Below are 24,706 nucleotides of genomic sequence, written 5' to 3'. Positions count from 1 at the left end.
GCGCCCGGGGCGACCCGCTCGCAAACCCAGCAGTGCGGCCGAGTGGTGGTCGGATGCCCCACGGCGGCCCACATGACAACGGCCCCGCAGGCCCCGTTCCCACCAGGCCGATCGACGAAGTGCGTCTCCAACGACCGCAACCCCGGCGAAGGCAACCACCGAGGCCAACTCTCAACACCGAACATCCGCTGCATCCCTGGTTCTGATTCTTGCCACTGGTTGCGTAGACACCAGCGTGGTTGGTTGCCGGGGTGCACCACTAGTGATCTAATCGGGTGATCTGTTTGCGCAGGTCAACCGATAGGATGTGGTGCATGCCCGCAACCGCAGGTACGCCGCGTGCCAGGGCACTGTCGGCGGCTCTCCGCGAAGCTCGGCTGACGAACGGCATGGGATCCCGCGAGCTGGCAAGACATCTGGAGCTGTCGCACACCCAGATCTCGCACTGGGAGAACGGCCACCGCGTACCCAACGTCGAGAACGTCGCGATGATCCTCACCGCGCTGCGGATCTCGCCGCGCGAACGCGAGAGAATCTTGGATCTGGCGCGGAACGTCGCCGAACCGAACTGGCTCACGGTCGGCATGAACGGAATTCCGCAGCAACTGGCGGGCGTGGTCGAGTGCGAGCGCTCGGCTTCGTCGATAGTCGAGTGGTCGCCGATGGTGATACCCGGCCTGCTCCAAACCTCGGACTACACCCGAGCGATCAAGGAAGCGGCAGGGTTGCCGCAGACTGATGTGGAGCTGCGCGTCATGCTCAACGTCAGCCGCCGCGAGGTGCTCACGCGTAGAAGTCCAGTGAGCTTCCACGCGTTGATCGGCGAAGCTGGGCTCTACGAGCCAATTGGCCCTGATGGCGTTGTGCTCGACCAACTTCGTCATCTGGCCGAGATGGCGAAGCGCCCGAACGTGCTGGTGCAGCTGATGCCCCAGGGGATCGGGTGGCATCCCGGCTGGGCAGGCCCGTTCGTCGTCTACGAGTTCCTGGACGCCTCTCCTGTCGTGCACTTCGAGCACCACAGCTCGGGGGCGTTCATCCCGACGGAGCATGATGTCGCCGAGTACCGGAAGGCCGTTGAGCGACTCCGCGAGATCGCGATCGACGAAGCAGAGTCGGTGGCTCGAATCGAGAAAGCCATCTCGAAGTGGGAGGAAGAATGATGGGGCACACCTGGCGGAAGTCCAGCTACTCCAACGCAAACGGAAACTGCGTGGAGTTATCCGACCCGCGCGGCCTGATCCGGGACTCGAAGGACCCGGACGGGCCAACCCTGCGGGCTGATGTCGAAACGTTCCTGCGTGCGGTCAAGTCCGGTCGCTTCGAAGCGTGACCGTGGTCACGGCACATGAGCGAAACCATGTCACAGCGCTGGCAGAAGAGCAGCTACAGCGGCCAGGAAACCCACTGCGTGGAGTTGTCCAGCCCGCCCGGTTCGATCCGGGACTCGAAAGATCCGGACGGGCCGGTGTTGGAAGTCGACGTGACGACCTTCTTGCGGGCGGTCAGATCCGGCCGTTTCGGGAGGTGATTTGGTAATGAATTCCGGAGAAGAAGCGCCTGTGCGCTGCTGGCGGAAGGCCAGCCGAAGCCAGAACCTCCAGACCTGCGTGGAGCTGTCGAGCCCACCTGGCCTGATCCGGGATTCGAAGGACCCGGACGGGCCGCGTCTCGACGTCGATGTCGTCGCTTTCGTTCGCGCTGTCAAGGTGGGGCGGTTCGAGCGGTGAGTGTGGTCGTGAGTGGGAAACCTTGCTGGAGCCCTGTTTCGCACTCACGACCCCTGTTCGAGTGATAGGTGGAGGGCACCTTTGACCGGGTAAACCAGGTCAAAGGTGCCCTTCCCTCGTCAAAACTGTTCTCGTTCTGCCACGTTCAGGGGGACGAGATCAGCTCTGCTTCGGGGTGTTCAGGAAGGTTTCCAGGGAGTCGTCCATGGCTTCCCACCACGGGGTGTGGTGGATCGGGGCTTCAGTGCCCGTGCAGGGCGACGGGAAGCCTCGGTCGCGGTAGCCGGTGATGGATTCCTGCTTGTCGTGCTCCCAGTCGCGGAAGAGCTTGCGGGTGAGGTCCAGGTCGAACTTCGGGTAGTCCACGTCGGCGAGCAGTTCCGCCACGTGGTCGGCCTGGAAGTCGATCATCCCGGCGTCGTCGGTGAGCGTCGACTCGCGCTCGACCCACTTGTCGATGTCGGCGGACATCTCCTCGCGTGACGGCAGCGACACCCGGCCCAGCACGTGATCGCGCGCGTACCAGGCCTCCGCGTCGAACAGCGTCATCGTGTAGAACTGGTCCTGCATCCCGAGGTACATCAGCTTCGGGTTGTCCAGCCAGAACACGCCCTTGTACAGGTTCGCCGGGTAGAGCACGTTCTTGGTGCGCAGCCGCAGCTCGTCGGCCACGAACGGGAAGTGGTGCTTGTACCCGGTGCACAGCACGATCGAGTCGATTCGCCGGGTGGAGCCGTCCTTGAAGTGGGCGACGTCGCCGTCCAGCTTCACCAGCTGCGGGACCTCATCGATGCCCTGCGGCCACTTGAAGTCCATCGGGGCCGTGCGGTAGCTGATCGTCACCGACTTCGCGCCGTACTTCTTGCTCTGCAGCGCCAGGTCCTCGGCCGAGTAGCTGCTGCCCATCACCAGCACGTCCTGACCGGCGAACTCGCGGGCGTCGCGGAAGTCGTGCGAGTGCAGGATCCGGCCGGGGAACGACTCGAATCCCTCGTAGTGCGGCACGTTCGGCACCGAGAAGTGGCCGGTGGCGACGATGACGTGGTCGAACACCTCGCGCCGGGTCTCGTTGCCGGTCAGGTCCTCGACGGTCACGGTGAACTGCTCGGTGGCCGGGTCGTAGCTGACCCAGCGCACCGCGGTGCTGAACCGGATGAAGCGCCGCACGTCGTTCTTCTTCGCCCGGCCCAGGATGTAGTCGGCGAGGACCTCGCGGGGCGGGAAGGACGGGATGGCCTTGCCGAAGTGCTCCTCGAAGGTGTAGTCGGCGAACTCCAGGCACTCCTTCGGCCCGTTGGACCACAGGAAGCGGTACATGCTGCCGTGCGCGGGCTCGCCGAACTCGTCGAGGCCGGTGCGCCAGGAGTAGTTCCAGAGCCCGCCCCAGTCGCTCTGCTTCTCGAAGCACACCAGTTCGGGCACCTCGGCGCCCTTCTTGCGGGCCTCTTCGAAGGCGTGGAGCTGGGACAGGCCGCTGGGGCCGGCGCCGATCACAGCAACGCGGGACGTCATGGATCTCCAATGCTGGTTGGGAAGGGCGGTTCACCCGCCCGATGTGCGAAGGGGGAGCGGTCAGACGACCGAGCGGTTGTTCTTCTTCGCCTGCCGGTGGTCCTTGGCCACCGCCACGCACAGCACGATCAGCACGATCGCGGTCAACGCCGGCCAGACCAGGATGTAGGCGGCCAGAAGTAGGTTGCTCATGGCACGTGCTCCGTTCGTCGGGTCAGCGGACGGCTTCCTGCTTGTCCTTCAGCTGGAACTCGGTGACCCGCTCGTTGATGAGCGCGAAGTCGAAGCGCTCCTTGTTGGTCAGGCTGATCGCGACGCACACGACGGTGCTGACGCCGTAGGAGACCAGCGAGCCGAGCAGCGTCGGATAGTCCCGGAGGAAGCCCATGATCAGCGGAAACAGCACCACGCCCGCGATCGCGCCGACGGTGAAGCCGACCTGCTTGCCGAACAGACCGAAGGCCATGAAGCCGAACACCACCGCACCGCCGATCACCGCGGCGAACTCCATCACGACGGCGACGACGCCGGTCAGCGGCAGCAGTTCGAAGCGGGCCACGAGGAAGAAGCCCAGCGCGACGACCACCGAGACGGTGAACGCCAGGTTGGTGATCCGGTCCCAGTAGAAGCTGGCGATCACCGGGAACACCAGCGCGCCCCACAGCGCTCCGACGAACACGAGCAGGTCGAGGATGTTGAAGTTCGACACCGCGAACATGACGCCGAGCGCGGCCGCCGCGATCATCGTGATGCGTCCGATGTAGAGCATCGTCTGCGGGTTCGCCTTGCCGCGCGCCAGGTTCTTGCCGTAGATGTCGGTCATCACCAGCGAGGACAGCGCCGCCAGGTCGGAGTCCGCTGTGGACGACAGCGAGCCGATCACCATGATGAACAGCAGGCCGATCATCACCGGCGACAGGTACTCCGAGGCCATCTGCGGGATGATGTTGTTCATGTCGCCGTTCAGCGGCTGCAGGCCGACCATCACCGCCAGCAGGCCGAGCATGCCCAGCCCGATCACCGTCCCGGCGTAGCCGAGGGTCGCGGTCATGAAGGTGCTCTTGATCCGGTCCTGGCGCACCGCGAACAGCCGCTGCGCGATGGTCTGGTTGCCGATCGCGTAGGCCAGCACCGCGGCCAGGTACGGGCCGCCCTGCTCCAGGAACGCCTCGCCCGAGAAGAAGTTCGCCTGCTCGTCGGTCAACCGGGCGAAACCCTGGTCGAACAGGTCGGTGCCGCCGGTCGCGAAGAACACCATCGGCACGATGAGCGCCGCGGCCAGCATCATCGCGACCAGCTGCGCGAAGTCGGTCATCACCGAGGCCCGGAACCCGGACCACAGCGTGTAGGCGAGCACGCCCACCGCCGCGATCAGCACGCCGTGCAGGAAGCTGAACGGCGTCAGGATCTCCATCAGCGCGCCGGCGGCGGTGAAGTTCGCCGTCAGGCTGATGATGCTGCCGACGATGTTGGAGACCGCCAGGATCAGCTGGCTGGAACGGCCGTGGCGCGCGTGCATCACCTCGGCCAGGGTGTGGGCCTTGGGCGCCACCCGGCGGAAGTGCCGACCGAACGGGTAGATGCACAGGATCATCAGCGCACCCCAGAGCCCGTAGTGGATCGGCCCCGACAAGCCGTAGGTGTAGCCCGAGCTGGCCGACGCGTAGAGCGAGGCGGCCCACACCCAGGTCGCGGTCATGCTCGCGGCGGAGATGCCGAAGCCCACCGCGCCGTTGGAGACCATGAACCCGTCCACGTTCTCCTTCTTCTCCCGGATCGAGAGCGTCATGAGGAACGTGAGTCCGTAGAATGCGATCAATAACAGAGCGGTCGCCGCCGCACTGAGCTGAAACACTACTCCTCCGAATTCTTTTTCCGCTCGCGCGAATTTCCCGGCCGGAAAAGGCCGCTGGAAAATTCGCGTCGCCAACAGGCCTATACGAAATTCCGGGAGATATGAACCTGAAAGTAACTTTTGCCACATCTCGTGCGCTGGTCGTTTCCGCATCGCGGAAAAAGGGGTAACGTTTAAATCGCTTTTTCGCCGAGCTCTCGACAAGGAGAATTTCGCGGGGTTCGGTTTCGATCACCCTGGGTGATCGAAACTCGGTTCTCGATTCGCTCGGTGATCTGGCGGAGGGGCTCTTTCCGCGCGCTCGACCGGCCCCCGGATCTCCCGTGGTGGCCGTGCGCCGGAGCGGTCGGCGCCGCGGCGGGGTGTGCCGCTGTGGTGATGGGAATGAATTAGCCCGGTTGGCGGCTGTCGCCCGATGGATTTCTGTGCCGCCCGCGCCGTTACTGGCGGGTATTCGCCAATTCTTCCGGATTCCGCTGATCTTCTCCTTGAATGGTGACGTTTTTCGATCTCCGATCGGAGGAAGAATGCGTCACTTACGGCACGTCGTCGGTGCCGCGGCGGTGGTGGCGACGGCGAGCACCATGCTGGCCGCACCCGCGTTCGCGACATCCGCCGCCGAGAACTACGCAGCACTGGGCGACTCCTACGCTTCCGGAGTCGGCTCCCGGGAATACTTCGATGACAGCGGGGACTGCCTGCGCAGCCCCAAGGCCTACGCCCAGCTCTGGGCCGATGCCAACGGCGTCACCGACTTCAACTTCGCCGCCTGCTCGGGTGCGGTGACCGATGACGTCAACGCCAACCAGCTCGACGGGCTCAGCGCGGACACCACGCTGGTCACCATCTCGATCGGCGGCAACGACGTGGGCTTCGCCAGCGTCATCCAGGACTGCCTGCTCGGCACGGACGAGAAGTGCGACTCCGCGGTCGGCGCGGGTGAGGAGAAGGCGCGCAACGAGCTGCCCGCCAAGCTCGACACCACCTACGCCAACATCCGCGAGGCCGCGCCCAACGCCAAGGTCGTGGTGCTCGGCTACCCGCGCCTCACCTCGCTCGGCAGCTGCGGGATCCCGTTCTTCTCCGATGCCAAGCGCCAGCGGATCAACGACGGCTCCGACGTGCTGGCCGGGGTGATCTCCGAGCGCGCCGAGGCCGCCGGGTTCACCTACGCCGACACCCGCGACGCCTTCGACGGTCACGGCGTCTGCGCGGGCGAGGAGTGGATCAACGGCCCGAGCAACCCGCTGGTGGAGTCCTTCCACCCGAACGTCGACGGCTACGCCAAGGGCTACCTCCCGGTGCTGAACTCCGTCACCGGCTGATCGAACCCTGAAACGAGGGGTGGCGATTCCACGCGAAATCGCCACCCCTTTCGCGTGCGCGGGGCCGTTTTCGCGTGAAACCGCCGGTCCGGTCACCGGGGGCCACCTCCGCGGCCTCAGCTGTACGCGTACAGGTCCTGCCGGATGCCCACGGTGCGGAAGAGGTGGTCTCGGGACGCTTCGAGTTCATGGCGCAACCGGTCCAGGTCCGCGTCGATCAGGCGTCCCTTCCACTTGCGGATCTTGCCGGCGACGATCACGGTTTCGACGTTCGTCCGATCCATCAGGGTGACCACGGCCCCCGGAACGCTGTTGAGCGGGGCGACGTTGAGCGCAGTGGCGTCGAGCAGGACGATGTCGGCTTCCTTGCCGGGTGTGAGAGAACCGGCCTTGCGGTCGAGGCGGAGGTGCTTGGCGCCGTTCACGGTCGCGTAGCGCAGGACGTCGCGAACGGTGAGCAGCGACGGGGTGCCCGGCGCGGGGGTCGGCCATTCGTCGGGAGGCGTGAAGTCGCCCTGTTCGAGGACCATCTGGTTGACCACCATGCGCTGCATCGTCAGAGCGGATCGCATCAGGGTGAAGGGATCGGCGGCCATGGTGGTCTCGACGTCGGAACTGAGGGAGGGTTCCATGCCGAGTTCCTGCATCTTGAGGATGGGCGGCACGCCGTGGCGCATGTGCATCTCGATGGGGAAGGCCAGCGAGACGTTCACGCCCGCGTCGCGGGCTCGCTGCCAGGCCAGGTCGGACATGCCGGTCATGTGGATGAGCAGCACGTCCGGGCCGAAGCCGATGTCGTTGCCGATCCCGCCGGTGCCGCGCGCGAGGTCGTCGATGATCGGCCGGTGGCCCGCGCCGGAGACGGCGTGTGCGGCGATCGGCAGATCCAGCTCGCGGGCGATGCCCCAGGAGCGGGTGTAGACGTCCTCGGGCTGGTGGATCTCCCCGCCCATGATCATGCTCACCAGCTGATCGTCGGAGGAGAACCACTGGTTCCTGATGCGGTGGGCGTCCTGCGGGTAGCGCGCCCCGGCGCGGCCGTCACCTTCGAAGTAGCCGAACGCGGAACGGCGTCCGGTGTCGACGAGCGCCTGGACCGCGGCGTCGGTGTGGTCGGGCGAATGGTGGATCTGGGAGACGTCGTGCACAGTCGTGACACCGGCGTCGAGCTGGGAAAGTCCCGCGAACAGCGTGTTGATGTGCACGTCTTGCGGGCGGTAGGCGCGCGCGAACCGCTGCAGGACGTACTCGATGTACGAGGGATCGGCGTTCGGGGAGCCTGATCCGTCGTTGATCAGCAGGCCGTTGGCGAGGAACGCGCGCAGCGCCGTCTCGAACTGGTGGTGGTGCGTGTCGACGAAGCCCGGCACGACGATGCGCCCCCTGGCGTCGATCTCGTCGGCTCCCGGGGCGTGGATGCGCGGCAGGATCGCGCCGATCTTCTTGCCCTCGACCAGAACATCGGCGACCTCGAAGTCGCCCACGTTCGGGTCCATCGTCATCACCGCCCCGCCTCGGATGACGTAGCGGCGCTCCCGGCCGCCGCTGTCGCTCGGTGGTGCCTGTCCACGGTCTTGCGCCGTGGCCGGGGATGCCGTCAGCAGGCTCGCACCTGTCGCGGCGGCCGCGGTCGAGGTCTTCGGGGAATCGTGACGCCCGTGCTGCGGATCGGCATCGTGCTGCGGCCTGTCTTCACCGTGCTGACTGGACACGCGGATCCTCCTTCATGGGTTTCGGAAGTTGCCCGCGGAGAGGTCGTGCGAGTTGATGTGTCACCTCAACTTACACCGACGGGTTGATGTGTCAACTGAGCGGTAGGATGAACCTCATGGCACAGCTGGGACTGACCGAGCGCGAGCTCCGCGCATGGCGAACCTCCTTCCGGATGCTGGAGCTGCTGCGGATGCGCGTCGAACAGCAGCTCCAGTCCTCCAGCGGCTTGTCCAACGCCGACTACACCGTGCTCGCGGTGCTGTCCGAGGCGCCGGAGGGGCGGATGCGCGTCTACGAACTCGGCCGGGTGGCCGGCTGGGAGAAGAGCCGCATGCATCACCAGCTCACCCGGATGAGCGGACGAGGCCTGATCACCCGGGAACGGTGCGGCTCCCGCGGCATGCACGCGGTGATCACGGCGAAAGGACTCGCCACGCTCAAGGACGCCGTACCCGGCCATGCCCGGGAAGTCCGGCGCTTGTTCGTCGACCGCCTCACACCCGAAGAGCTCGACCAGTTCGCGGACACCGCCGCCAAGATCCTCGACAACCTGCAGGCGGACCAGTCGCCCGCCTAGACCGGGCGGGGAACCGGCCATCTGAGCCGGTCAGCCGCCGGGATGTGCCTCCTGCGCCGAGCGGATGATCGCGTCGATCCGCCTGGAATGCGCTCCGCGCCAGTGCACCCGCTCGCAGTCCCGGCACCGGGCGTACTCGTCGTAGTGCCTTCGAGTGCCCGGTTCGATCTCCGCCTGCACGTCCTCTTTGGACACTGGGATCAGCGGACCGTTGCACGCGGTGCAGCGCGTCCACGGTGCCAGCGGTGGCGCGAACCGCTCGACGACGTCGACCAGCTGCCGAGCCGGGTCGGAACCGCGGACGTAGGCGCCCGCCCACAGCGCTCGCCGTTGCAGCAGGCCCCGGTCCTGGGTGAGCAGGACCCGGTGCTCCCGTTCGGCCGCCGCGATCAGTTCGTCGTCGTCCGCGTCGTTGCGGTAGGCCGCGTCCACGCCCACCAGCCGCAGGCGCCGGGCGAGCTTGCCCAGGTGCACGTCGAGCAGGAAGCGCGCCGGGAGGTCCTGCGGCCGCTCGACCGGCCGGATCTCCAGCGTCGTCCCGGCATGCGGCTGGTAGGCGGGGGAGCGCGGCACGCCGTCGGCCAGCAGGGCACCGACCTCGGTCAACGGCACGCCCAGCGACTCGGCGACGTGGCCGAGGGTCGCTGTTCCGTCGTAGGGCACCTCGGCCGTCCCGTCCCGGTGCCGCGGAGCCGCGAAGAACCGCAGCTCCGCGGCGATGCGCACGTGCAGCGTGGATGCCATGCGCACATGGTCGGCCGGTGGGCCCGCCGCCGCTACACGCGCTCGGCCTCGGCGAGCCCGGACAGCGCCTGCGGCAGCGGGCCCTCGTGCAGGACGCCGAGGCGCTGCGTGGCACGGGTCAGGGAGACGTAGAGCTCCGCCGCTCCGCGCGGGCCGTCGGCGAGGATGCGCTCCGGCTCCACGACCAGGACGGCGTCGTACTCCAGGCCCTTGGTCTCCGACGCGGGCACGGTGCCCGGCACGTCCGGCGGACCGATCACCACGCAGGTGCCCTCGCGGTCGGCCTCCTCGCGGGTGAACTCCTCGATCGCGGCGGCCAGCCCGTCCGCGCAGACCTGCCTGGACCACGGCCGGACGCCGCACGCGCGGACCGAGTCCGGCGGCTCGATCTCCGGCGCGAACTCGGCGAGCACCGCCCCGGCGACCGCCATGATCTCGGCGGGCGTCCGGTAGTTCACCGTCAGCGACCGGTAGACCCAGCGGCCCGGCACGTACGGTTCCAGCATCGCGCCCCAGGACCTCGCCCCGGCCTCCGAGCGGCGCTGGGCGAGGTCGCCGACCACCGTGAACGACCGGCTCGGGCAGCGCCGCATCAGCACTCGCCAGTCCATTTCGGACAGTTCCTGGGCCTCGTCGACCACGACGTGCCGGTAGGTCCAGTCCCGGTCCGCGGCGGCGCGCTCGGCGAGGTCGCGGGTGTCGCGCTGGCCGAAGCGGTCGGCCAGGTCCGCGGCGTCGATCAGGTCCTGGGCGAGCAGGTGGTCCTCGTCGTCCATCATGTCGTGGCGCTCGAAGCTGAGGATCTCCATGACGCCCTCGGCGTACTCGGCCTCCCGCTCGCGCTCCCGCGCGGCCTGCCGGTCGGCGGACTTGTCGCGGCCCAGCAGGTCGACCAGCTCGTCGAGCAGCGGCACGTCAGAAACGGTCCAGGCATCGCCGTCGGTGCGAAGCAGCGCCTGATCGGCGCCGGCGGCGCGCAGCCTCTCGGCGGAACTGAAAAGCGGTGCCAGCAGCGATTCCGGCGTCAGCACGGGCCAGAGCTCGTCGAGCGTGGTGGTGAACGCGTCGTTCTCCGCGAGCTCCTTGATCAGATCGCCGCGCAGCTGCTCCCAAGCCTCCTTGTCCGCCCTGGTCAGCCAGCCCTTGCCGATCCGCGCGATGGCCCGCTCGGTGAGCACGTAGGTCACGATCTCGGTGAACACCGCGCGGGCCTCGTTGTGCGGCAGGCCGCTGTCGCGCGCCTCCTGCCTGGCCCACTCCGCGGTCTCGGCGTCGATCCGCACCACGACGTCCTGCAGCTCGATCGGCACCGGATTCTCCGGCAGCCGCTGGCGATCGGCGATGGCGGCCGTCAGCACGTCCAGCATCTTCAGCGAGCCCTTGATCCGCGCGGCCTCCGGCGGGTCCTCGGCCGTGACGTGCTTGCCGGGCACGAGATCGCCGGTGGTCATGAACACCACGTCGGACTCGCCCAGCGACGGCAGCACGCGGCCGATGTGGTTCAGGAACGCCGGATTCGGCCCGACCACGAGCACGCCGTGGCGCTCCATGCGCTCCCGCTGGGTGTAGAGCAGGTAGGCGACGCGGTGCAGGGCGACCACGGTCTTCCCGGTGCCCGGACCGCCTTCGATGACCAGCACCCCGGGGTGGTCGAGCCGGATGATCTCGTCCTGCTCGGCCTGGATCGTGGCCACGATGTCGCGCATTCCCTCACCGCGCGGTGCGTTGACCGCCGCGAGCAGCGCCGCGTCGCCCTGCGCGTCACCACCGGGACGGCCGAGCACCTCGTCGGTGAAGCCGCTCAGCTCGCGCCCGCGCGTGTGGAACTGCCTGCGCCGCCGCATGTTCTCCGGATTGGCGCCGGTGGCGGTGTAGAACGGCCGGGCGGCGGGCGCCCGCCAGTCGAGCAGCAGCGGCTCGTAGTCGTCGTCCTCGTCGAAGATGCCGATCCGGCCGATGTGCGACCGCTCACCGGAGATGCTGTCCAGGCGGCCGAAGCACAGCCCGTTGTCGGCCACGTCCAGCCGCTTCGCCTCCCGGGCGAGAGCGCGCACGTCGACGTCCCGCTCGACGGCAGTGCCGCCGTGATCCCGCAGCGCAGTCCGGTACTCGCCCCTCACCCGCGCGCGTTCGGCGTCGAGCCGCGCGTAGAGCTGAGCCACGTATCCGCGCTCGGACCGAAGTTCCTCTTCGTACCCCTGATTTGACACTTGCCCCTCACAGCGGCTATCCTGACACCAGGTTCGGCGGAGTCCCCATTGGATGGTGGTGGACACGCCGACTTTCTATTTTCCCACTGATTCGGGGTTTTTCCAAACTCGCACCGCCCGGCGACCGCGTGTGCCGCGGTCGCCGGGGATCTGCTACGCGCGAGGTTCGCCGGTGGCCAGGCTGCTGTGCTTGACGCTGTAGGTGAAGTACAGGGTGAGGGCCAGCGCCAGCCAGATCGCGAACATCAGGTACGTGCTCCACGGGAGCTGGGAGATCAGGTAGAGGCAGGCCGCGATGCTCAGCGCCGGGACCACCGGGCCGCCCGGGGCGCGGAAGCCGCGGTCGAGGTCCGGGCGGGTGCGGCGGAGGATCACCACGCCCGCGGAGACCACGGTGAAGGCCACCAGGGTGCCCATGCTGGTCAGGTTCGCCAGCGTGTTCAGCGGCACCACCGCCGCCAGCAGCCCGACGAACAGCGAGACGATCAGCGTGTTGTGCACCGGGGTCCGGCGGCGCGGGTGGACGGTGTGGAAGACCTTCGGGACCATGCCGTCGCGGCCCATCGAGAACAGGATCCGGGTCTGGCCGTAGATCGTGGTCAGCGTGACGCCGAAGATCGACACCACACCGCCGGCGGCGAGCACGATCGCCGGCCAGCCGGAACCGGTCAGGTCGCCCAGGATCGCCGCCAGGCCCGCCTGCTGGCCCTCGAACCGCTGCCACGGCTGCGCGCCGATGCCGGCGATGGCCACCAGGAGGTAGATGGAGGTGACGATCACGACGCACCAGAACAGCGCCAGCGGCAGCGTCCGGCGCGGGTTGCGCACCTCCTCGCCCGCGGTGGAGACGGTGTCCATGCCGATGTAGGAGAAGAAGACCATGGAGGCGGCGGCGCCGACCCCGGCCGCGCCGAACGGGGCGAAGGGCTGGGCGTTCTCGGCGTTGAACGCGGTGAAGGCCACCGCGACGAACAGCAGCAGCACGGCGAGCTTGATGCACACCGTGATCGCGTTGATCGTCGCGGACTCCTTCGCGCCGCGCACCAGCAGCAGGCAGCAGGCGGTGACCAGCACGGCGGCGGGCACGTTGAGGATCCCGCCCTCGCCGGGTGGAGCGCTGAACTCGGCCGGCAGCTGCCAGCCGGTGACGTCGCCGAGCAGCGCGTTGAGGTACTCGCCCCAGCCGACGGCCACCGCCGAGGCCGCCACCCCGTACTCCAGCAGCAGGCAGGCCCCGACGATGAAGGCGATCAGCTCGCCCATCGTGGCGTAGGCGTAGGTGTAGGACGCGCCGGACACCGGGATGGTGGAGGCGAGCTCGGCGTAGCAGAGCGCGGTGAGGGCCGCGGTGATGGCGGCCAGCACGAACGACACGACCACCGCGGGCCCGGCCTTGGGCACCGCCTCGTTGAGCACGATGAAGATCCCGGTGCCGACCGTGGAGCCCACGCCGATCATGGTCAGCCGGAACACGCCCAGCGATCGCCGCAGCTCGCTGCCGCCGCTGTCGGCGCCGCTCTCGGCGTTGAGCTGGCCGACCGGTTTGCGCCGCATCACCCGGCCCCAGCCGGAGGCGGGCGCGGTGGTGGGCGCGGAACCGGACATGCGTGCTCCCCTGGGACTTCCGACGTTGTTCGCAGCGGGAAAGATGGTGAAGCACCGGATTCCGCACCGCAGAACCGGGGCCGTCGAATTGCCGTTCGCGTTGCGGCCGAACTCTATTGACGGCAAATATCGTCGTCAACGAGGCCGAGCACGGCAAATTCTTCGCCTGTCGTAAAGTGCCTGCCACTCATTTCCGGATCGCCCGAATGTGTGCCAGCGCACGGCCCGAATGGCCCGTTTCCGCCGCTATGCCGTGGTGGTCCCGTATGGGGCGCGATCACGCCCGTCTCGATCAGCGCGCCTGGCGGGCGCCACTCGGCCCGGCTCAACATCGACGAGCAGCGCGCCTTACCGGATCAGGTGCGAACGGACCGGGCACTGGGCTGCGGCTTGCCGAGGTGGGCCGGGATGGCCACGATCGCCGCCAGGCTGATCAGGTTCACCAGGACGATGTAGCCGGAGATCGCCGCCGTGGTGCCGAAGGCGCTGTAGAGCGCGGTGCACACGATCGGCGCGAAGCCGCCGCCGAGCACCGCGCCGAGCGAGTAGGACAGCGAGGCGCCGGAGTAGCGCCACTCGGGGCTGAACAGCTCGGTGAACAGCGCTGCCTGCGGCGCGTAGGTGGCGGACACGCCGATCACGTAGACCGCCTGCGCGACCAGCACCAGCAGGGCGCTGCCGGTGTCGATCAGCCAGAACAGCGGGAACGCCCAGAGCACGCTCAGCGCGGTGCCGATCAGGTAGACGTTGCGGCGGCCGATCCGGTCGGACATCGCGCCGAACACCGGCGTCAGCGCCAGCCACACCACCGAGCCCAGCGCCAGGTTCACCAGCACCACCTGCTGGCCCAGCCCGGCCTCGTCGACGCTGTAGCTGACCAGGTAGACCATGAAGATGTAGCCGAGCGTGTTGTTGCCGACGAAGGTGCCGACGGCGATGAGCAGCGCGGTCGGCTGCCGGCGCAGCACCTGGGCGAGCGGCATCCGCGCGCGGCGGTCCTGCGCGCGGACCTCCGCGAACACCGGGCTCTCCACCACCCGCAGCCGGATGTAGAGGCCGAGCAGCACCAGCAGGATGCTGAGCAGGAACGGGATCCGCCAGCCCCAGGCCGTGAACTGCTGCTCGTCGACGGCCAGGCGCACCACCAGGAAGACCACTGTGGACAGCACCATGCCCAGCGGGGTGCCGACCTGGGCGTAGGAGCCGAACAGGCCGCGCCGGTGCGGTGGTGCGTGCTCGACGGCCATCAGCGCGGCGCCGCCCCACTCGCCGCCCGCGCTGATCCCCTGCAGCACGCGGCAGAGCACCAGCGCCAGCGGCGCCCACACGCCCCAGGTCTGGTAGTTCGGCAGCAGCCCGATGGCCACCGTTGAGCCGCCCATCACCAGCAGCGAGAACACCAGCATCGACTTGCGGCCGATGCGGTCGCCGAAGTGGCCCATCACCACGCCGCCCAGCGGGCGGGCGGCGAACCCGATGGCCAGCGTGGAGAACGCGGCCAGCTTGCCCGCGGTGGGGGAGAGGTCGGGGAAGAACTGCGGGGCGAAGATCAGCGCCGAGGCGGTGCCGTAGAGGAAGTAGTCGTACCACTCGATGGTGGTGCCGACCATGCTGGCCAGTCGGGCGCGGCGCGCCTGCTCCGGGCTGCTCATGTGGTCCCGCCTCTTCGCTGAGGTCGTGATTGCCTTGCCAGGGGCGCGATCTCGCGGGAACCGGGCGTTCCCGCGAGATCGCGCGCGATCAGGAGCGCTGCAGCTCGGCTTCGGTGACCACGCCCAGGCCGTCGGCCCCGACGTGCACGGTCTCCTCCGAGACCGGCGGGTGCACGAGAGCCTTCGGCGCGCCGTCCAGGCCGAGCGCGGTCGAGCCCTCGCGGTACCAGGAGGGCACCACGTCGTGGCCCCAGAAGTCGCGGCGGCGCGGGTCCTGCACGTCCCACCGGTAGGTCTGGTGGTCCGGGTCGCCGGTGTAGTAGTCGCTGGTGTAGAGCTCCAGGCGGTGCCCGTCCGGGTCGCGCAGGTACAGGTAGAAGGCGTTGGACACGCCGTGGCGGCCCGGCCCGCGCTCGATGTGCCCGTGGTCGGCGGTGGAGCCGAGGATGTCGCAGGCGCGCAGGATCTGGTGCGACTCCGGCACGAAGAAGGCGATGTGGTGCAGGCGCGGCCCGGCGCCGCCGGTGAAGGCGATGTCGTGCACGGTCGGCTTGCGGAACATCCACGCCGCGTAGATCTGGTCGGCGTCCTCGATGGTCTCGGAGGTGCGGAAGCCGAGCTCGGCGTAGAAGTCGTGCGCGGCCTGGACGTCCGGCGTCAGCACGTTGAAGTGGTCGATGCGCGAGGGCTCGGCGCCGCGCCGCAGGTCGTAGCGCTGCACGTGGCGCGGCCCCTGCTCGGCGTGGTGGAAGAACTCCACCGGGAAGCCGAACGGGTCCTCCACCCGCACCGCCTCGCCGATGCCGCGGGTGGTGCCCGCCGGGACGTCCTGGGTGGGCAGGCCCTTGGCGGCGAAGAAGTCCTTGGCGCGCTGGACGTCCTCGGGTGTGCGCACCCGGTAGGACAGCCGCCGCAACCCGGCTTCCGGGCCCTTGCGCAGCACCAGGCTGTGGTGCAGGAACTCCTCGTAGCCGCGCAGGTAGATGACCTCGTCGTCCTCCTCGATGGCTTCGAAGCCGAGCGCGTCCACCCAGAACCACCGGGATCGCGCGAGGTCGGTGACGACCAGTTCGGCGTCCGCGGCGCGGACCACGTCGGGAGCGGGGACAGGCATGCGCACCTACCATGATCGTATATGATTGGCTTGCTGGCAGGTTAGACAGCCGCCTGCGCGCCGGTCAATAGGCCAGCAGCGCGAACGTGGTCCGGGATCGTATATCGCCTGATCGATGCGCCGAAGTCCTGTGCTGGTGCGCAATTTCAATGGAAATTGGACGTCTGATTTCCATTGAAATTGCGTCGGGAGAGGCCGGTCGCCGAGTGGGCGTGGTTGACATCGTATCTGATTTGGGGCCATGATCTGGCCAGTCGAACGCGATGGGAGGCAACCGGTGCCGCACCCCCTCGGGCTCTCGCCCAGCAAGATCATCGCGGTGCACCTCAACTACCGCAGCCGGGCGCAGGAGCGTGGCCGGACGCCCCGCGAACCCTCCTACTTCCTCAAGCCGCCGTCCTCGCTGGCCGCCGACGGGCAGCAGGCGGTCCGGCCGCGCGGCGCGGAGGCGCTGGGCGTGGAGGGCGAGATCGCCGTCATCATCGGCAAGCGGGCCCGCAACGTCCCGGTGGAGTCCGCGGCCGAGCACATCGGCGGCATCGCGGCGGCCAACGACATCGGCTGCTACGACCTGCGCTACGCGGATCGCGGCTCGAACGTGCGCAGCAAGGGCACCGACGGCTACACCCCGGTCGGCCCCGCCGTCCTCGATCCGTCCGAAGTGGACCTGAAGGACCTGCGGATCCGGTTGTGGGTCAACGGAGAGCTCGTCCAGGACGACAACTCCGGCAACCTGCTGTTCGACTTCGAGCACCTGATCGCGGACCTGTCGCGCTCGCTGACCCTGGAACCCGGCGACATCATCCTCACCGGCACCCCGGCCGCACCGCCCATCGTGCAGCCCGGCGACGTCGTGGAGGTCGAGGTGGGCGAGAGCGGCAGGCTGCGCACCACCATCGCCGAGGCGGAGGAACCCATGAGCGGCCCAGGCGCGCTGCCCGCGCTGTCCGAAAAGGACCGCGAGGACGCCTTCGGCAAGCCCAGCGGGTTGGGCCTCCTGGAGGAGACCGAGCGGAACCTGCGCAGCGCCGCCACCGCGACGCTCTCCGCGCAGCTGCGCAAGCGCGGGATCCACCACGCCTTCATCGAATCCGTCCGGCCGGCCAAGCCCGGTTCCCGGCTGCTCGGCCGTGCGCACACGCTGCGCTACCTGCCGCTGCGCGAGGACGTCTTCGCCAAGCGCGGCGGCGGTTACAACGCGCAGAAGTCCACCATCGACTCGATCCGGCCCGGCGAAGTGCTCGTCATCGACGCCCGCGGCGACGCCCACGCCGGCACGATCGGCGACATCCTCGCGCTGCGCGTCCAGCGGGCCGGCGGGACCGGGATCGTGACCGACGGCGGAGTGCGCGACAGCGGCTCCTTCGCCGACCTCGACATCCCGACCTACGCCGCCACGCAGCACGCCGCGGTCCTCGGCAACCGGCACGTGCCGTGGGAGGACAACGTGGCGGTGGCCTGCGGCGGCGCGCTGGTCGAGCCCGGTGACGTGCTCGTCGGCGACGACGACGGCGTGGTGGTCATCCCGCCGGGGCTGGCCGACGAGGTCGCCGCCGACGCCGTCGAGCAGGAGCGCCAGGAGCGGTTCATCTACCAGCAGGTCGACGCCGGGCACCGGGTCGAAGGCCTGTACCCGCTCAGCGGCGAGTGGAAGCAGCGGTACGAGCAGTGGCGGGGTGGCGAGGAGTGACGGCAGCGCAGGACGGGGCGGCGAGCTCCAAGTCCGAGATCGCCTACCAGCACCTCCGCGAGCGGATCGTGGCGCGCAGCCTCGTGCCGGGCGAGCGGCTGGTGCTGGAGCAGATCGCGCGCGAGCTGGACATGAGCGTGGTCCCGGTGCGGGAGGCCGTCCGCCGCCTGGAAGCCGAGGGCTACGTCGACTACCAGCGCAACGTGGGCGCCCAGGTCGCCTCGATCGACCCGGGCCAGTACCTCAGCAGCATGGAAACGCTTGCGCTGCTGGAAGGTTTCGCCACCGCATCGGGTGCCGCGCGGATCAGCGCGGCGGAGCTGGACCGGGCGCGGGAACTCAACCAGGAGCTCAAGCGCAAGGCCGAGCAGGGCGACGCCCGCGCCTACACCGAGCTCAACCGGGAGTTCCACCGCACGCTGTGCGGGGCCAGCGCGAACGCGCACCTGCTGGGCCTGCTGGAGCGGGAGTGGTCGCGGCTGGATCTGATCCGCCGCTCCAGCTTCGCGCTGGTGCCGGCCCGCTACACCGAGTCCTACGCCGAGCACGAGGCACTGCTGCAGCTGGTCTCCTGCGGGGCGGCGGAGTCGATCGTGGAGAACTTCGCGCGGGAGCACACGCTGCGCACCGCCCGCGCCGCCGTGGCCGCGCTGCGGTCCGCCGAGGAAGGGGAGAAGTCATGAAGTTCCGCGCCGACCCGTCGCAGGTCAGGGGCTCGATCGCGCCGGTCGTCACACCGTTCACCGCCGACGGCGAGCTGGACGAGGCGGGCCTGCGCAACCTGGTCCGCTGGCAGCTGGCCAACGGTTCGCACGGCATCTCCAGCGGCGGATCCACCGGCGAGCCCAGCGCGCAGACGCTCGCCGAGCGCAAGCGCTCGCTGGAGATCGTCGCCGCGGAGACCGCCGACCAGGTGCCGTTCCTGCCCGGCACCGGATCGGCCAAGCTCGACGAGACGCTGGAGCTGACCGGGTACGCCCGCGACCTCGGCGCCGACATCGCGCTGGTGATCACGCCCTACTACGCCCGTCCCACCCAGGAAGCGCTGTTCACCTGGTACTCGACCGTCGCCGCGGAGTACCCGGACCTGCCGATCGCGATCTACAACGTGCCCAGCCGCACCGCGGTCAGCGTCGATCCCGCCACGGTGGCCAGGCTGCGGCTCGCGCACGACAACATCGTCGGCATCAAGGAGACCACCAAGGACTTCGAGCACTTCTCGCACGTGCTCAAGGCCTGCGGCAAGGACTTCCTGATGTGGTCGGGCATCGAGCTGCTGTGCCTGCCGCTGCTGGCCATCGGCGGCATCGGGTTCGTCAGCGCGGTCGCCAACCTGGCGCCGAAGGCGGTCGCCGACATGTACCAGGCCTACGCCGACGGCAGGGTGGACGAGGCCATCGACCTGCACTACCGGCTGCACCCGCTGGTCGAGCTGGTGTTCACCGAGACCAACCCGGCGGCGGTCAAGGCGGTGCTGGCCGACCGCGGCCTGATCGCCAGCGACCACGTCCGCCCGCCGCTGATCCCGCTCACCGCCGACGGCCGCAACCGGATCGAACCGCTGCTGGCCGAGGGCGGCGACCTCATCCCCAGTTGAAGACTCGCGATTCCGGTGGAGATCGCGCGCCCGATCTCCACCGGGTCGCGTCCCGCGCACCTGACGACGTGGAGGACCCCCAGATGAGCAACGTGCCGGACGGCGTTCCCGAGCTGATCACCCACTACATCGGCGGTGAGCTGGTGCCCAGCGCCGGTGGGCAGACCTTCGGGGTGCTGGAGCCCGCGACCAACACCGAGTACACCCGCGCCGCCGCCGGTCAGGCCGCCGACGTCGACCGGGCGGTCGCGGCGGCCGCGGCGGCGTTCCGGGACAGCGGGTGGGCCGACATGCGCAACCGCGCTCGCGCGAACGTGCTCAACCGCATCGCCGACGGCATCGAGGCGCGCGGCGAGCGGATCGCGCAGTGGGAGTCCTTCGACACCGGGCTGCCGATCGCGCAGGTCGAGCAGCAGGCCAAGCGCGCGGCCGAGAACTTCCGGTTCTTCGCCGACCTGATCGTGGTGCAGACCGAGGAGGCCTACCGGGTCGCCGACGTCCAGCTCAACTACGTGGTGCGCAAGCCCAAGGGCGTGGCCGGGCTGATCACGCCGTGGAACACCCCGTTCATGCTGGAGAGCTGGAAGCTGGCCCCGGCGCTGGCCTCCGGGTGCACCGTGGTGCTCAAGCCGGCCGAGTGGTCGCCGCTGTCGGTGAGCGTGCTGCCGGAGATCTTCGAAGAAGCGGGCGTGCCCGCCGGGGTGTTCAACATCGTGCACGGCATCGGCGAGGAGGCCGGCGACGCGCTGGTCCGCCACCCGGACGTGCCGGTGCTGTCGTTCACCGGCGAGACCACCACCGGCAAGGTGATCATGCGCAACGCCGCCGACGGCCTGAAGGGCCTGTCGATGGAGCTGGGCGGCAAGTCGCCGAACATCATCTTCGCGGACGCCGACCTCGACGCGGCGCTGGACAGCGCGATCTTCGGCGTGTTCTCGCTCAACGGCGAGCGCTGCACGGCGGGTTCGCGGGTGCTGGTGCACCGCAGCATCTACGACGACTTCGTGCGGCGGCTCGGGGAGCGCGCCGAGCGCTTCCAGGTCGGGCTGCCCGCCGACCGCGGCACCGAGCTGGGCTGCCTGATCCACCCGGAGCACTTCGAGAAGGTCATCGGGCACGTGGAGAAGGCCAAGGCCGAGGGCGCGCGGCTGGTGACCGGCGGCAAGCGGCCTGCGCACCTGCCGGAGGGCAACTTCCTGGAGCCGACCGTTTTCGCCGACGTCACCCCGGAGCACACCCTGTTCCGCGAGGAGGTGTTCGGCCCGGTGGTGGCGGTGACGCCGTTCGACGACGAGGCCGAGGCGATCCGGCTGGCCAACGACACCAAGTACGGCCTGGCGGCCTACGTCTGGACCAACGACCTCAAGCGCGGTCTGCGGGTGGCCAACCAGGTCGAGTCCGGCATGCTCTGGCTGAACTCGCACAACATCCGCGACCTGCGCACGCCCTTCGGCGGCATCAAGGCCAGCGGCGTCGGCCACGAGGGCGGCACCCGGAGCATCGACTTCTACACCGACCAGCGCATCGTGCACGCCTGGATTGCCGAGGGCGGCCTGCCGCACTTCGGCGGCACCCAGTAGCGCTGGGCGCCACGTGGTCGAATGTGGGCGTCCCCGGCGGCCTTCGGTCCGGCCGCCGGGTTCCGCACGCGACCCGAGTAGGAGATGTGATCACGGACGCCGGTGTTGCCGACCTCCTGCGCCGCTCGGCGCCGAAGGTGCTCGTCGCGCTCGTGCGGCACCACGGGCACGTCGACGTCGCCGAGGACGCGGTGCAGGAGGCGCTGCTCGCCGCCGCCACGCAGTGGCCTGAGCAGGGCGTTCCGGCGAACCCGCTGAACTGGTTGATCACCGTCGCGTCCCGGCGGATGGTCGACCAGCTCCGCAGCGAGCAGGCCCGCAGGCGGCGCGAGAGCAACGCCGCGTCGATGGCCCTGCCCGACGAGCACATCGCCCCGCCCGCCGACGTCGTCGACGCGCACAGCGACGACGACACGCTCCCCCTGCTCTTCCTGTGCTGCCACCCCGAGCTGTCCCCGGCATCGCAGGTGGCGCTGACGCTGCGCGCGGTCGGCGGGTTGAGCACCGCGCAGATCGCGCGGGCGTTCCTGGTGCCGGAAGCGACGATGGCGCAGCGCATCAGCCGCGCCAAGCAGCGGATCAAGTCCACCGGCGCCCGGTTCGGCCTGCCTCCCGACGACGAGCGGGAGGAGCGGCTGCGCGCCGTCCTGCACGTGCTGTACCTGATCTTCAACGAGGGCTACACCACGACGTCCGGGCCCGACCTGCAGAGCGCCGAGCTGACCGGCGAGGCCATCCGGCTGACCCGTCTCGTGCACGGCCTGCTGGCCGACGACGGCGAGGTCTGCGGGCTGCTCGCGCTGATGCTGCTGTGCGAGGCGCGCCGCCCGGCCCGCACCGGACCGGACGGCGAGCTCATCCCGCTGGCCGAGCAGGACCGCGGCGAGTGGGACCAGCAGCTCATCGCCGAGGGCATCGAGCTGATCACCGACACCTTGACCCGCGCGCCGCTCGGCCCGTACCAGGTCCAAGCCGCGATCGCCGCCGTGCACGCCGAAGCCGCCCGCGCCGAGGACACCGACTGGCAGCAGGTGCTGGCGCTCTACGAGCTGCTGGAGAAGCTCGCCCCGAACCCGATGGCCTCCCTCAGCCGCGCGGTCGCCGCCGCGATGGTGCACGGCCCGGACGCCGGACTGGCGCTGCTGGAACCGCTGAGCGCCGACGGGAGGCTCGCCAAGCACCACCGGCTGCACGCGGTGCGGGCGCACCTGCTGGAGATGGCCGGTGACGTTCCCGGTGCCCGGGCCTCGTACCTGCTGGCCGCCCGCCTGACCACGAGCCTGCCCGAACAGCGCTACCTCCGGAAGCGGGCCGCGCAGCTGCCCGACGACCAGCAGGCCTAGCGCGACCGCGGAGCTGCCGCTGCGAATTCGCCCGTGCGCCGATGTCGAAGCCCGCCCGGCGGCTCCGACCTATGGTCGAGAGGCGCCGGACGGGCGCCCGGTCAGCACCGGTCGACGGTGCGGAGGGGAGCGGTCATGGGAAGCCCCGTGGTGCACTTCGAGATCATCGGGAAGGACCCGAGGAAGCTTCACGACTACTACGGCGAGCTGTTCGGCTGGCAGTTCCACGTGGGTGACGCGCTGAGCGAGGAGGTGTCCGCGCCGGGCCAGTACGGGTTCGTCGACGGCAGCACCACCGGCGGCATCAACGGCGGCGTCGGCGGTGGCGCGGACCACGAGAACGAGGTGCTCGTCTACATCGGCGTGCCGAAGGTCGAGGAGGCGCTGGCGAAGGCGGAGAGCCTCGGCGGAAAGCGCGTGCTGGGGCCGGTGAAGGCACCTGACGGCGACTTCGTGGTCGGGCAGTTCACCGACCCGGAGGGGAACCTGATCGGCCTCGCGGGCAGCGAGTGACCGGAGTGAGGAGCCGACGGTGAAGTACCTGCTGCTGATCTACAGCAACCCGGAGAGCTGGGAGCACCCGATGTTCCTGCGGGACCCGGACTTCCTCGCGCTGCCGGAGGAGGAGCGCGCCGAGCTGACCCGGCAGGCCGAGGCGATGCACCAGGAGATCGTCGAGTCGGGCGAGTTCGTCGGCGGCGAGGCGCTGGCCGATCCGCTCACCTCCAGGACGGTCCGGGTCCGCGACGGCGTGCTCGCGGCGACCGACGGCCCGTTCATCGAGACCAAGGAGCAGCTGGCCGGCTACATCGTGGTCGACTGCGACAGCCCGGAGCGGGCGAGCGAGATCGCCGCCCGGATCCCCGACGCGCGGTTCGCCGCGGTGGAAGTGCGCCCGGTGATGGAGGCTTCCGGTCCGGACGTGTGAGAGGAGCTGTTGGTCACGTCCGCCCCGTGCGGGCCCGGTATCCGCTAAGGTGGGGTTCGGCACCGGTGGGCGTTTCGCCCGCCGACGACGGACTTGGCGGTGTCGGGCGAGTCGGCCGGAGATCCCTCCCGCTCCGGTTCTCGGACCCGGCGTTGCACCGCTCAGCTAGCCGAGCCGGTTCGAGGCGCCACCGAGAACCGCGCCCGGCTGTTCCGGGCGGTCAAAAGGGAGGGACGGCCCAGCCGTCTCGGCCGCCCGCGTGGAAGAGCCCGCTGACCCGAAGGTCAGCGGGTTTTTTCGCGTTCGGGGTGCGGTCGGCGCCCGCTGCGGGCACCGTGATCGTCGGGCGCGTGCGAAGCCGACGAAACAGACCACGCGGTTGATCTTGTCCGCGGCGCAAGCCCTATCATGGCCGCGCAGCAGTGGGAGGCGGGGAGGACCGTGCGCGGGGTCGACTATTACGAGCTGCTCGGCGTGCATCGCGATGCGACCGCCTCCGAGATCAAGTCCGCCTACCGGACGCTGGCCCGCACCATGCACCCCGATGTCGGTGGCACGGCGGGAACGTTCCGGCTCCTGCAGGAGGCTTACGAAACCCTCAACGACCCGGTGCGCCGCGCCCACTACGACGGCGGCGGCGAGCAGGAGCAGCAGCCGAGCCGCTCGCAGTCGGCCGCGCGCCGTCGCCGCCGGAACTTCGGCGACGACCCGAACTACGTGCCGCGGTTGCCCCGGCTGCGCCTGGACGACATCGCGTGGTGGGACGGCATCGACCCGGACGCGCGCATCCGCTACCTGCCGATGACCGGCCCGGAACGCGCCCCCACTCTCGCGCTGGTCGGCGGCTGGTCGTTGCTGCTGCTGGCCGGACTGGCCGTCGAGCTGACCGCGGCGCTGCTGGCCGGCTGGCTGGCGCTGCTGGTGGCTGCCGGCGCGGTGATCCTCGTGCTGCTGCGCAGGCACATTCGCGCGCACCGGGCCGACCGGTCGTTCGCGGCGGAGTACGACAGCAGCAAGATCTACGGGCTGCGTGGCAGCACCGATCCGGAGGAGCGCGCACAGCAGCTGACCGCCGAGCTGTGCGCCAAGTACCTCACCCGGCTTCCCGGTGTGCGGGTGTTCCACGGTCTGGCCTGGCCCGACTCGGTCTTCCAGGACGTCGACCACGCGGTGCTGTGCGGGCGGCGGCTGGTGCTGGTGGAGTCCAAGACCTGGCTGCCCGGTCACTACACGGCCGACGAGGAAGGCACGCTGTGGCGCAACGGGCACCCCTTCCGCGGCGGTGCGACCCGCTTGGTGGAAGGCGTCGAGGTATTCGAGGACCTGCTGCCCGGTGTCGAGGTGCGCGGTGCGGTGCTGATCTACCCGAGCCGCTCCGGTGAGGTGACCACCGTGGAGCAGGACGAGCAGGTCTCGCCGATGACTCCGGGGCAGTTCGTCCGGGAGATCGGCAGCTGGCTGGCGCAGGACCCGGCCACCGTCGACCGGGAGGCGTTCACCACCTTGCTCGACCAGGTGATCGCCGACTGAC

The 24,706-nt window shown here is 69.4% G+C and carries 23 protein-coding genes; 14 read left to right on the top strand and 9 right to left on the bottom strand.

The window, feature by feature from the left end; translation table 11 throughout:
• Positions 1-314: 314 nt before the first annotated feature.
• Genes ATL45_RS00300 through ATL45_RS00285 form a run of 4 tightly spaced genes read left to right on the top strand, consistent with a single transcriptional unit; the run spans position 315 to position 1,730 of the window.
• A complete protein-coding gene (locus ATL45_RS00300; RefSeq protein WP_093157013.1) occupies positions 315-1,163 on the top strand; it encodes a helix-turn-helix domain-containing protein in 849 nt (282 codons plus the stop codon).
• Positions 1,160-1,333, top strand: coding sequence for a DUF397 domain-containing protein (locus ATL45_RS00295; RefSeq protein WP_093157011.1), 174 nt, complete (start codon positions 1,160-1,162; stop codon positions 1,331-1,333). The genes ATL45_RS00300 and ATL45_RS00295 overlap by 4 nt, the downstream gene beginning before the upstream one ends.
• Positions 1,334-1,348: 15 nt before the next feature.
• Positions 1,349-1,531, top strand: coding sequence for a DUF397 domain-containing protein (locus tag ATL45_RS00290; RefSeq protein WP_246025084.1), 183 nt, complete (start codon positions 1,349-1,351; stop codon positions 1,529-1,531).
• A 7-nt stretch (positions 1,532-1,538) separates the two neighbouring features.
• Positions 1,539-1,730 carry a DUF397 domain-containing protein gene (locus tag ATL45_RS00285; RefSeq protein ID WP_093157120.1) on the top strand — a complete coding sequence of 64 codons (192 nt, stop codon included), beginning with the start codon at positions 1,539-1,541 and terminating at the stop codon, positions 1,728-1,730.
• Between the two features lie 159 nt (positions 1,731-1,889).
• Here the strand turns inward: ATL45_RS00285 and ATL45_RS00280 are convergent, their stop codons facing one another.
• From ATL45_RS00280 to ATL45_RS00275, 3 genes are read right to left on the bottom strand one after another with little or no spacing between them, the layout of a single operon-like run.
• Complete coding sequence (locus tag ATL45_RS00280; protein ID WP_093157010.1) at positions 1,890-3,242, bottom strand: trimethylamine monooxygenase; 1,353 nt, start codon at positions 3,240-3,242, stop codon at positions 1,890-1,892.
• A gap of 60 nt (positions 3,243-3,302) precedes the next feature.
• Complete coding sequence (locus tag ATL45_RS39235; protein ID WP_211841151.1) at positions 3,303-3,434, bottom strand: putative transporter small subunit; 132 nt, start codon at positions 3,432-3,434, stop codon at positions 3,303-3,305.
• Between the two features lie 22 nt (positions 3,435-3,456).
• Positions 3,457-5,031, bottom strand: a complete 1,575-nt coding sequence (locus ATL45_RS00275) for a sodium:solute symporter family transporter (protein ID WP_246025083.1) — start codon at positions 5,029-5,031, stop codon at positions 3,457-3,459.
• A gap of 593 nt (positions 5,032-5,624) precedes the next feature.
• On the opposite strand from ATL45_RS00275, the gene ATL45_RS00270 reads away from it, so the two are divergent.
• Entirely contained in the window at positions 5,625-6,422 is a 798-nt protein-coding gene (locus tag ATL45_RS00270) for an SGNH/GDSL hydrolase family protein (protein ID WP_093157007.1), read from the top strand.
• 116 nt (positions 6,423-6,538) lie between these two features.
• Here the strand turns inward: ATL45_RS00270 and ATL45_RS00265 are convergent, their stop codons facing one another.
• Positions 6,539-8,134, bottom strand: a complete 1,596-nt coding sequence (locus ATL45_RS00265; protein WP_211841150.1) for an amidohydrolase family protein — start codon at positions 8,132-8,134, stop codon at positions 6,539-6,541.
• 116 nt (positions 8,135-8,250) lie between these two features.
• Here ATL45_RS00265 and ATL45_RS00260 point away from each other — a divergent pair, with 116 nt between their 5' ends.
• Positions 8,251-8,712, top strand: a complete 462-nt coding sequence (locus ATL45_RS00260; RefSeq protein WP_211841149.1) for a MarR family winged helix-turn-helix transcriptional regulator — start codon at positions 8,251-8,253, stop codon at positions 8,710-8,712.
• A 30-nt stretch (positions 8,713-8,742) separates the two neighbouring features.
• On the opposite strand, the gene ATL45_RS00255 is transcribed toward ATL45_RS00260, so the two are convergent.
• The 5 genes from ATL45_RS00255 to hpaD all read right to left on the bottom strand — a co-directional run bounded on the left by ATL45_RS00255 (position 8,743) and on the right by hpaD (position 16,037).
• Entirely contained in the window at positions 8,743-9,456 is a 714-nt protein-coding gene (locus ATL45_RS00255; protein WP_093157116.1) for a Mut7-C RNAse domain-containing protein, read from the bottom strand.
• Positions 9,457-9,488: 32 nt separating this feature from the next.
• Entirely contained in the window at positions 9,489-11,666 is a 2,178-nt protein-coding gene (helR, locus tag ATL45_RS00250) for an RNA polymerase recycling motor ATPase HelR (RefSeq protein WP_093157005.1), read from the bottom strand.
• Positions 11,667-11,819: 153 nt separating this feature from the next.
• Entirely contained in the window at positions 11,820-13,271 is a 1,452-nt protein-coding gene (locus ATL45_RS00245; RefSeq protein ID WP_211841148.1) for an amino acid permease, read from the bottom strand.
• Between the two features lie 356 nt (positions 13,272-13,627).
• On the bottom strand, positions 13,628-14,923 hold the full coding sequence (locus ATL45_RS00240) for an MFS transporter (protein ID WP_093157004.1): 1,296 nt from the start codon (positions 14,921-14,923) through the stop codon (positions 13,628-13,630).
• Between the two features lie 88 nt (positions 14,924-15,011).
• Positions 15,012-16,037, bottom strand: coding sequence for a 3,4-dihydroxyphenylacetate 2,3-dioxygenase (gene hpaD, locus ATL45_RS00235; RefSeq protein ID WP_093157002.1), 1,026 nt, complete (start codon positions 16,035-16,037; stop codon positions 15,012-15,014).
• Between the two features lie 277 nt (positions 16,038-16,314).
• Here hpaD and ATL45_RS00230 point away from each other — a divergent pair, with 277 nt between their 5' ends.
• The 8 genes from ATL45_RS00230 to ATL45_RS00195 all read left to right on the top strand — a co-directional run bounded on the left by ATL45_RS00230 (position 16,315) and on the right by ATL45_RS00195 (position 24,705).
• Complete coding sequence (locus ATL45_RS00230; RefSeq protein ID WP_093157001.1) at positions 16,315-17,727, top strand: fumarylacetoacetate hydrolase family protein; 1,413 nt, start codon at positions 16,315-16,317, stop codon at positions 17,725-17,727.
• The gene (locus ATL45_RS00225) at positions 17,724-18,410 is read left to right on the top strand and encodes a GntR family transcriptional regulator (protein ID WP_093156999.1); all 687 of its coding nucleotides are present in this window, start codon (positions 17,724-17,726) and stop codon (positions 18,408-18,410) included. Before ATL45_RS00230 ends, ATL45_RS00225 begins: the two co-directional genes overlap by 4 nt.
• Complete coding sequence (gene dapA / locus ATL45_RS00220; protein ID WP_093156998.1) at positions 18,407-19,324, top strand: 4-hydroxy-tetrahydrodipicolinate synthase; 918 nt, start codon at positions 18,407-18,409, stop codon at positions 19,322-19,324. The genes ATL45_RS00225 and dapA overlap by 4 nt, the downstream gene beginning before the upstream one ends.
• Positions 19,325-19,407: 83 nt before the next feature.
• Positions 19,408-20,904, top strand: coding sequence for a 5-carboxymethyl-2-hydroxymuconate semialdehyde dehydrogenase (gene hpaE / locus ATL45_RS00215; RefSeq protein ID WP_093156996.1), 1,497 nt, complete (start codon positions 19,408-19,410; stop codon positions 20,902-20,904).
• 89 nt (positions 20,905-20,993) lie between these two features.
• A complete protein-coding gene (locus tag ATL45_RS00210; protein ID WP_093157113.1) occupies positions 20,994-22,247 on the top strand; it encodes an RNA polymerase sigma factor in 1,254 nt (417 codons plus the stop codon).
• 135 nt (positions 22,248-22,382) lie between these two features.
• On the top strand, positions 22,383-22,760 hold the full coding sequence (locus ATL45_RS00205) for a VOC family protein (RefSeq protein WP_093156995.1): 378 nt from the start codon (positions 22,383-22,385) through the stop codon (positions 22,758-22,760).
• Between the two features lie 19 nt (positions 22,761-22,779).
• Positions 22,780-23,175: a YciI family protein gene (locus tag ATL45_RS00200; protein WP_093156994.1), complete on the top strand. Its 396-nt coding sequence runs from the start codon at positions 22,780-22,782 to the stop codon at positions 23,173-23,175.
• A gap of 441 nt (positions 23,176-23,616) precedes the next feature.
• The gene (locus ATL45_RS00195) at positions 23,617-24,705 is read left to right on the top strand and encodes a J domain-containing protein (protein ID WP_093157111.1); all 1,089 of its coding nucleotides are present in this window, start codon (positions 23,617-23,619) and stop codon (positions 24,703-24,705) included.
• Position 24,706: the final 1 nt, after the last annotated feature.

The sequence above is a fragment of the Saccharopolyspora antimicrobica genome, assembly GCF_003635025.1.
GTDB classification, from domain to species: Bacteria; Actinomycetota; Actinomycetes; order Mycobacteriales; family Pseudonocardiaceae; genus Saccharopolyspora; species Saccharopolyspora antimicrobica.
This window is presented reverse-complemented; position numbering and strand designations above follow the sequence as displayed.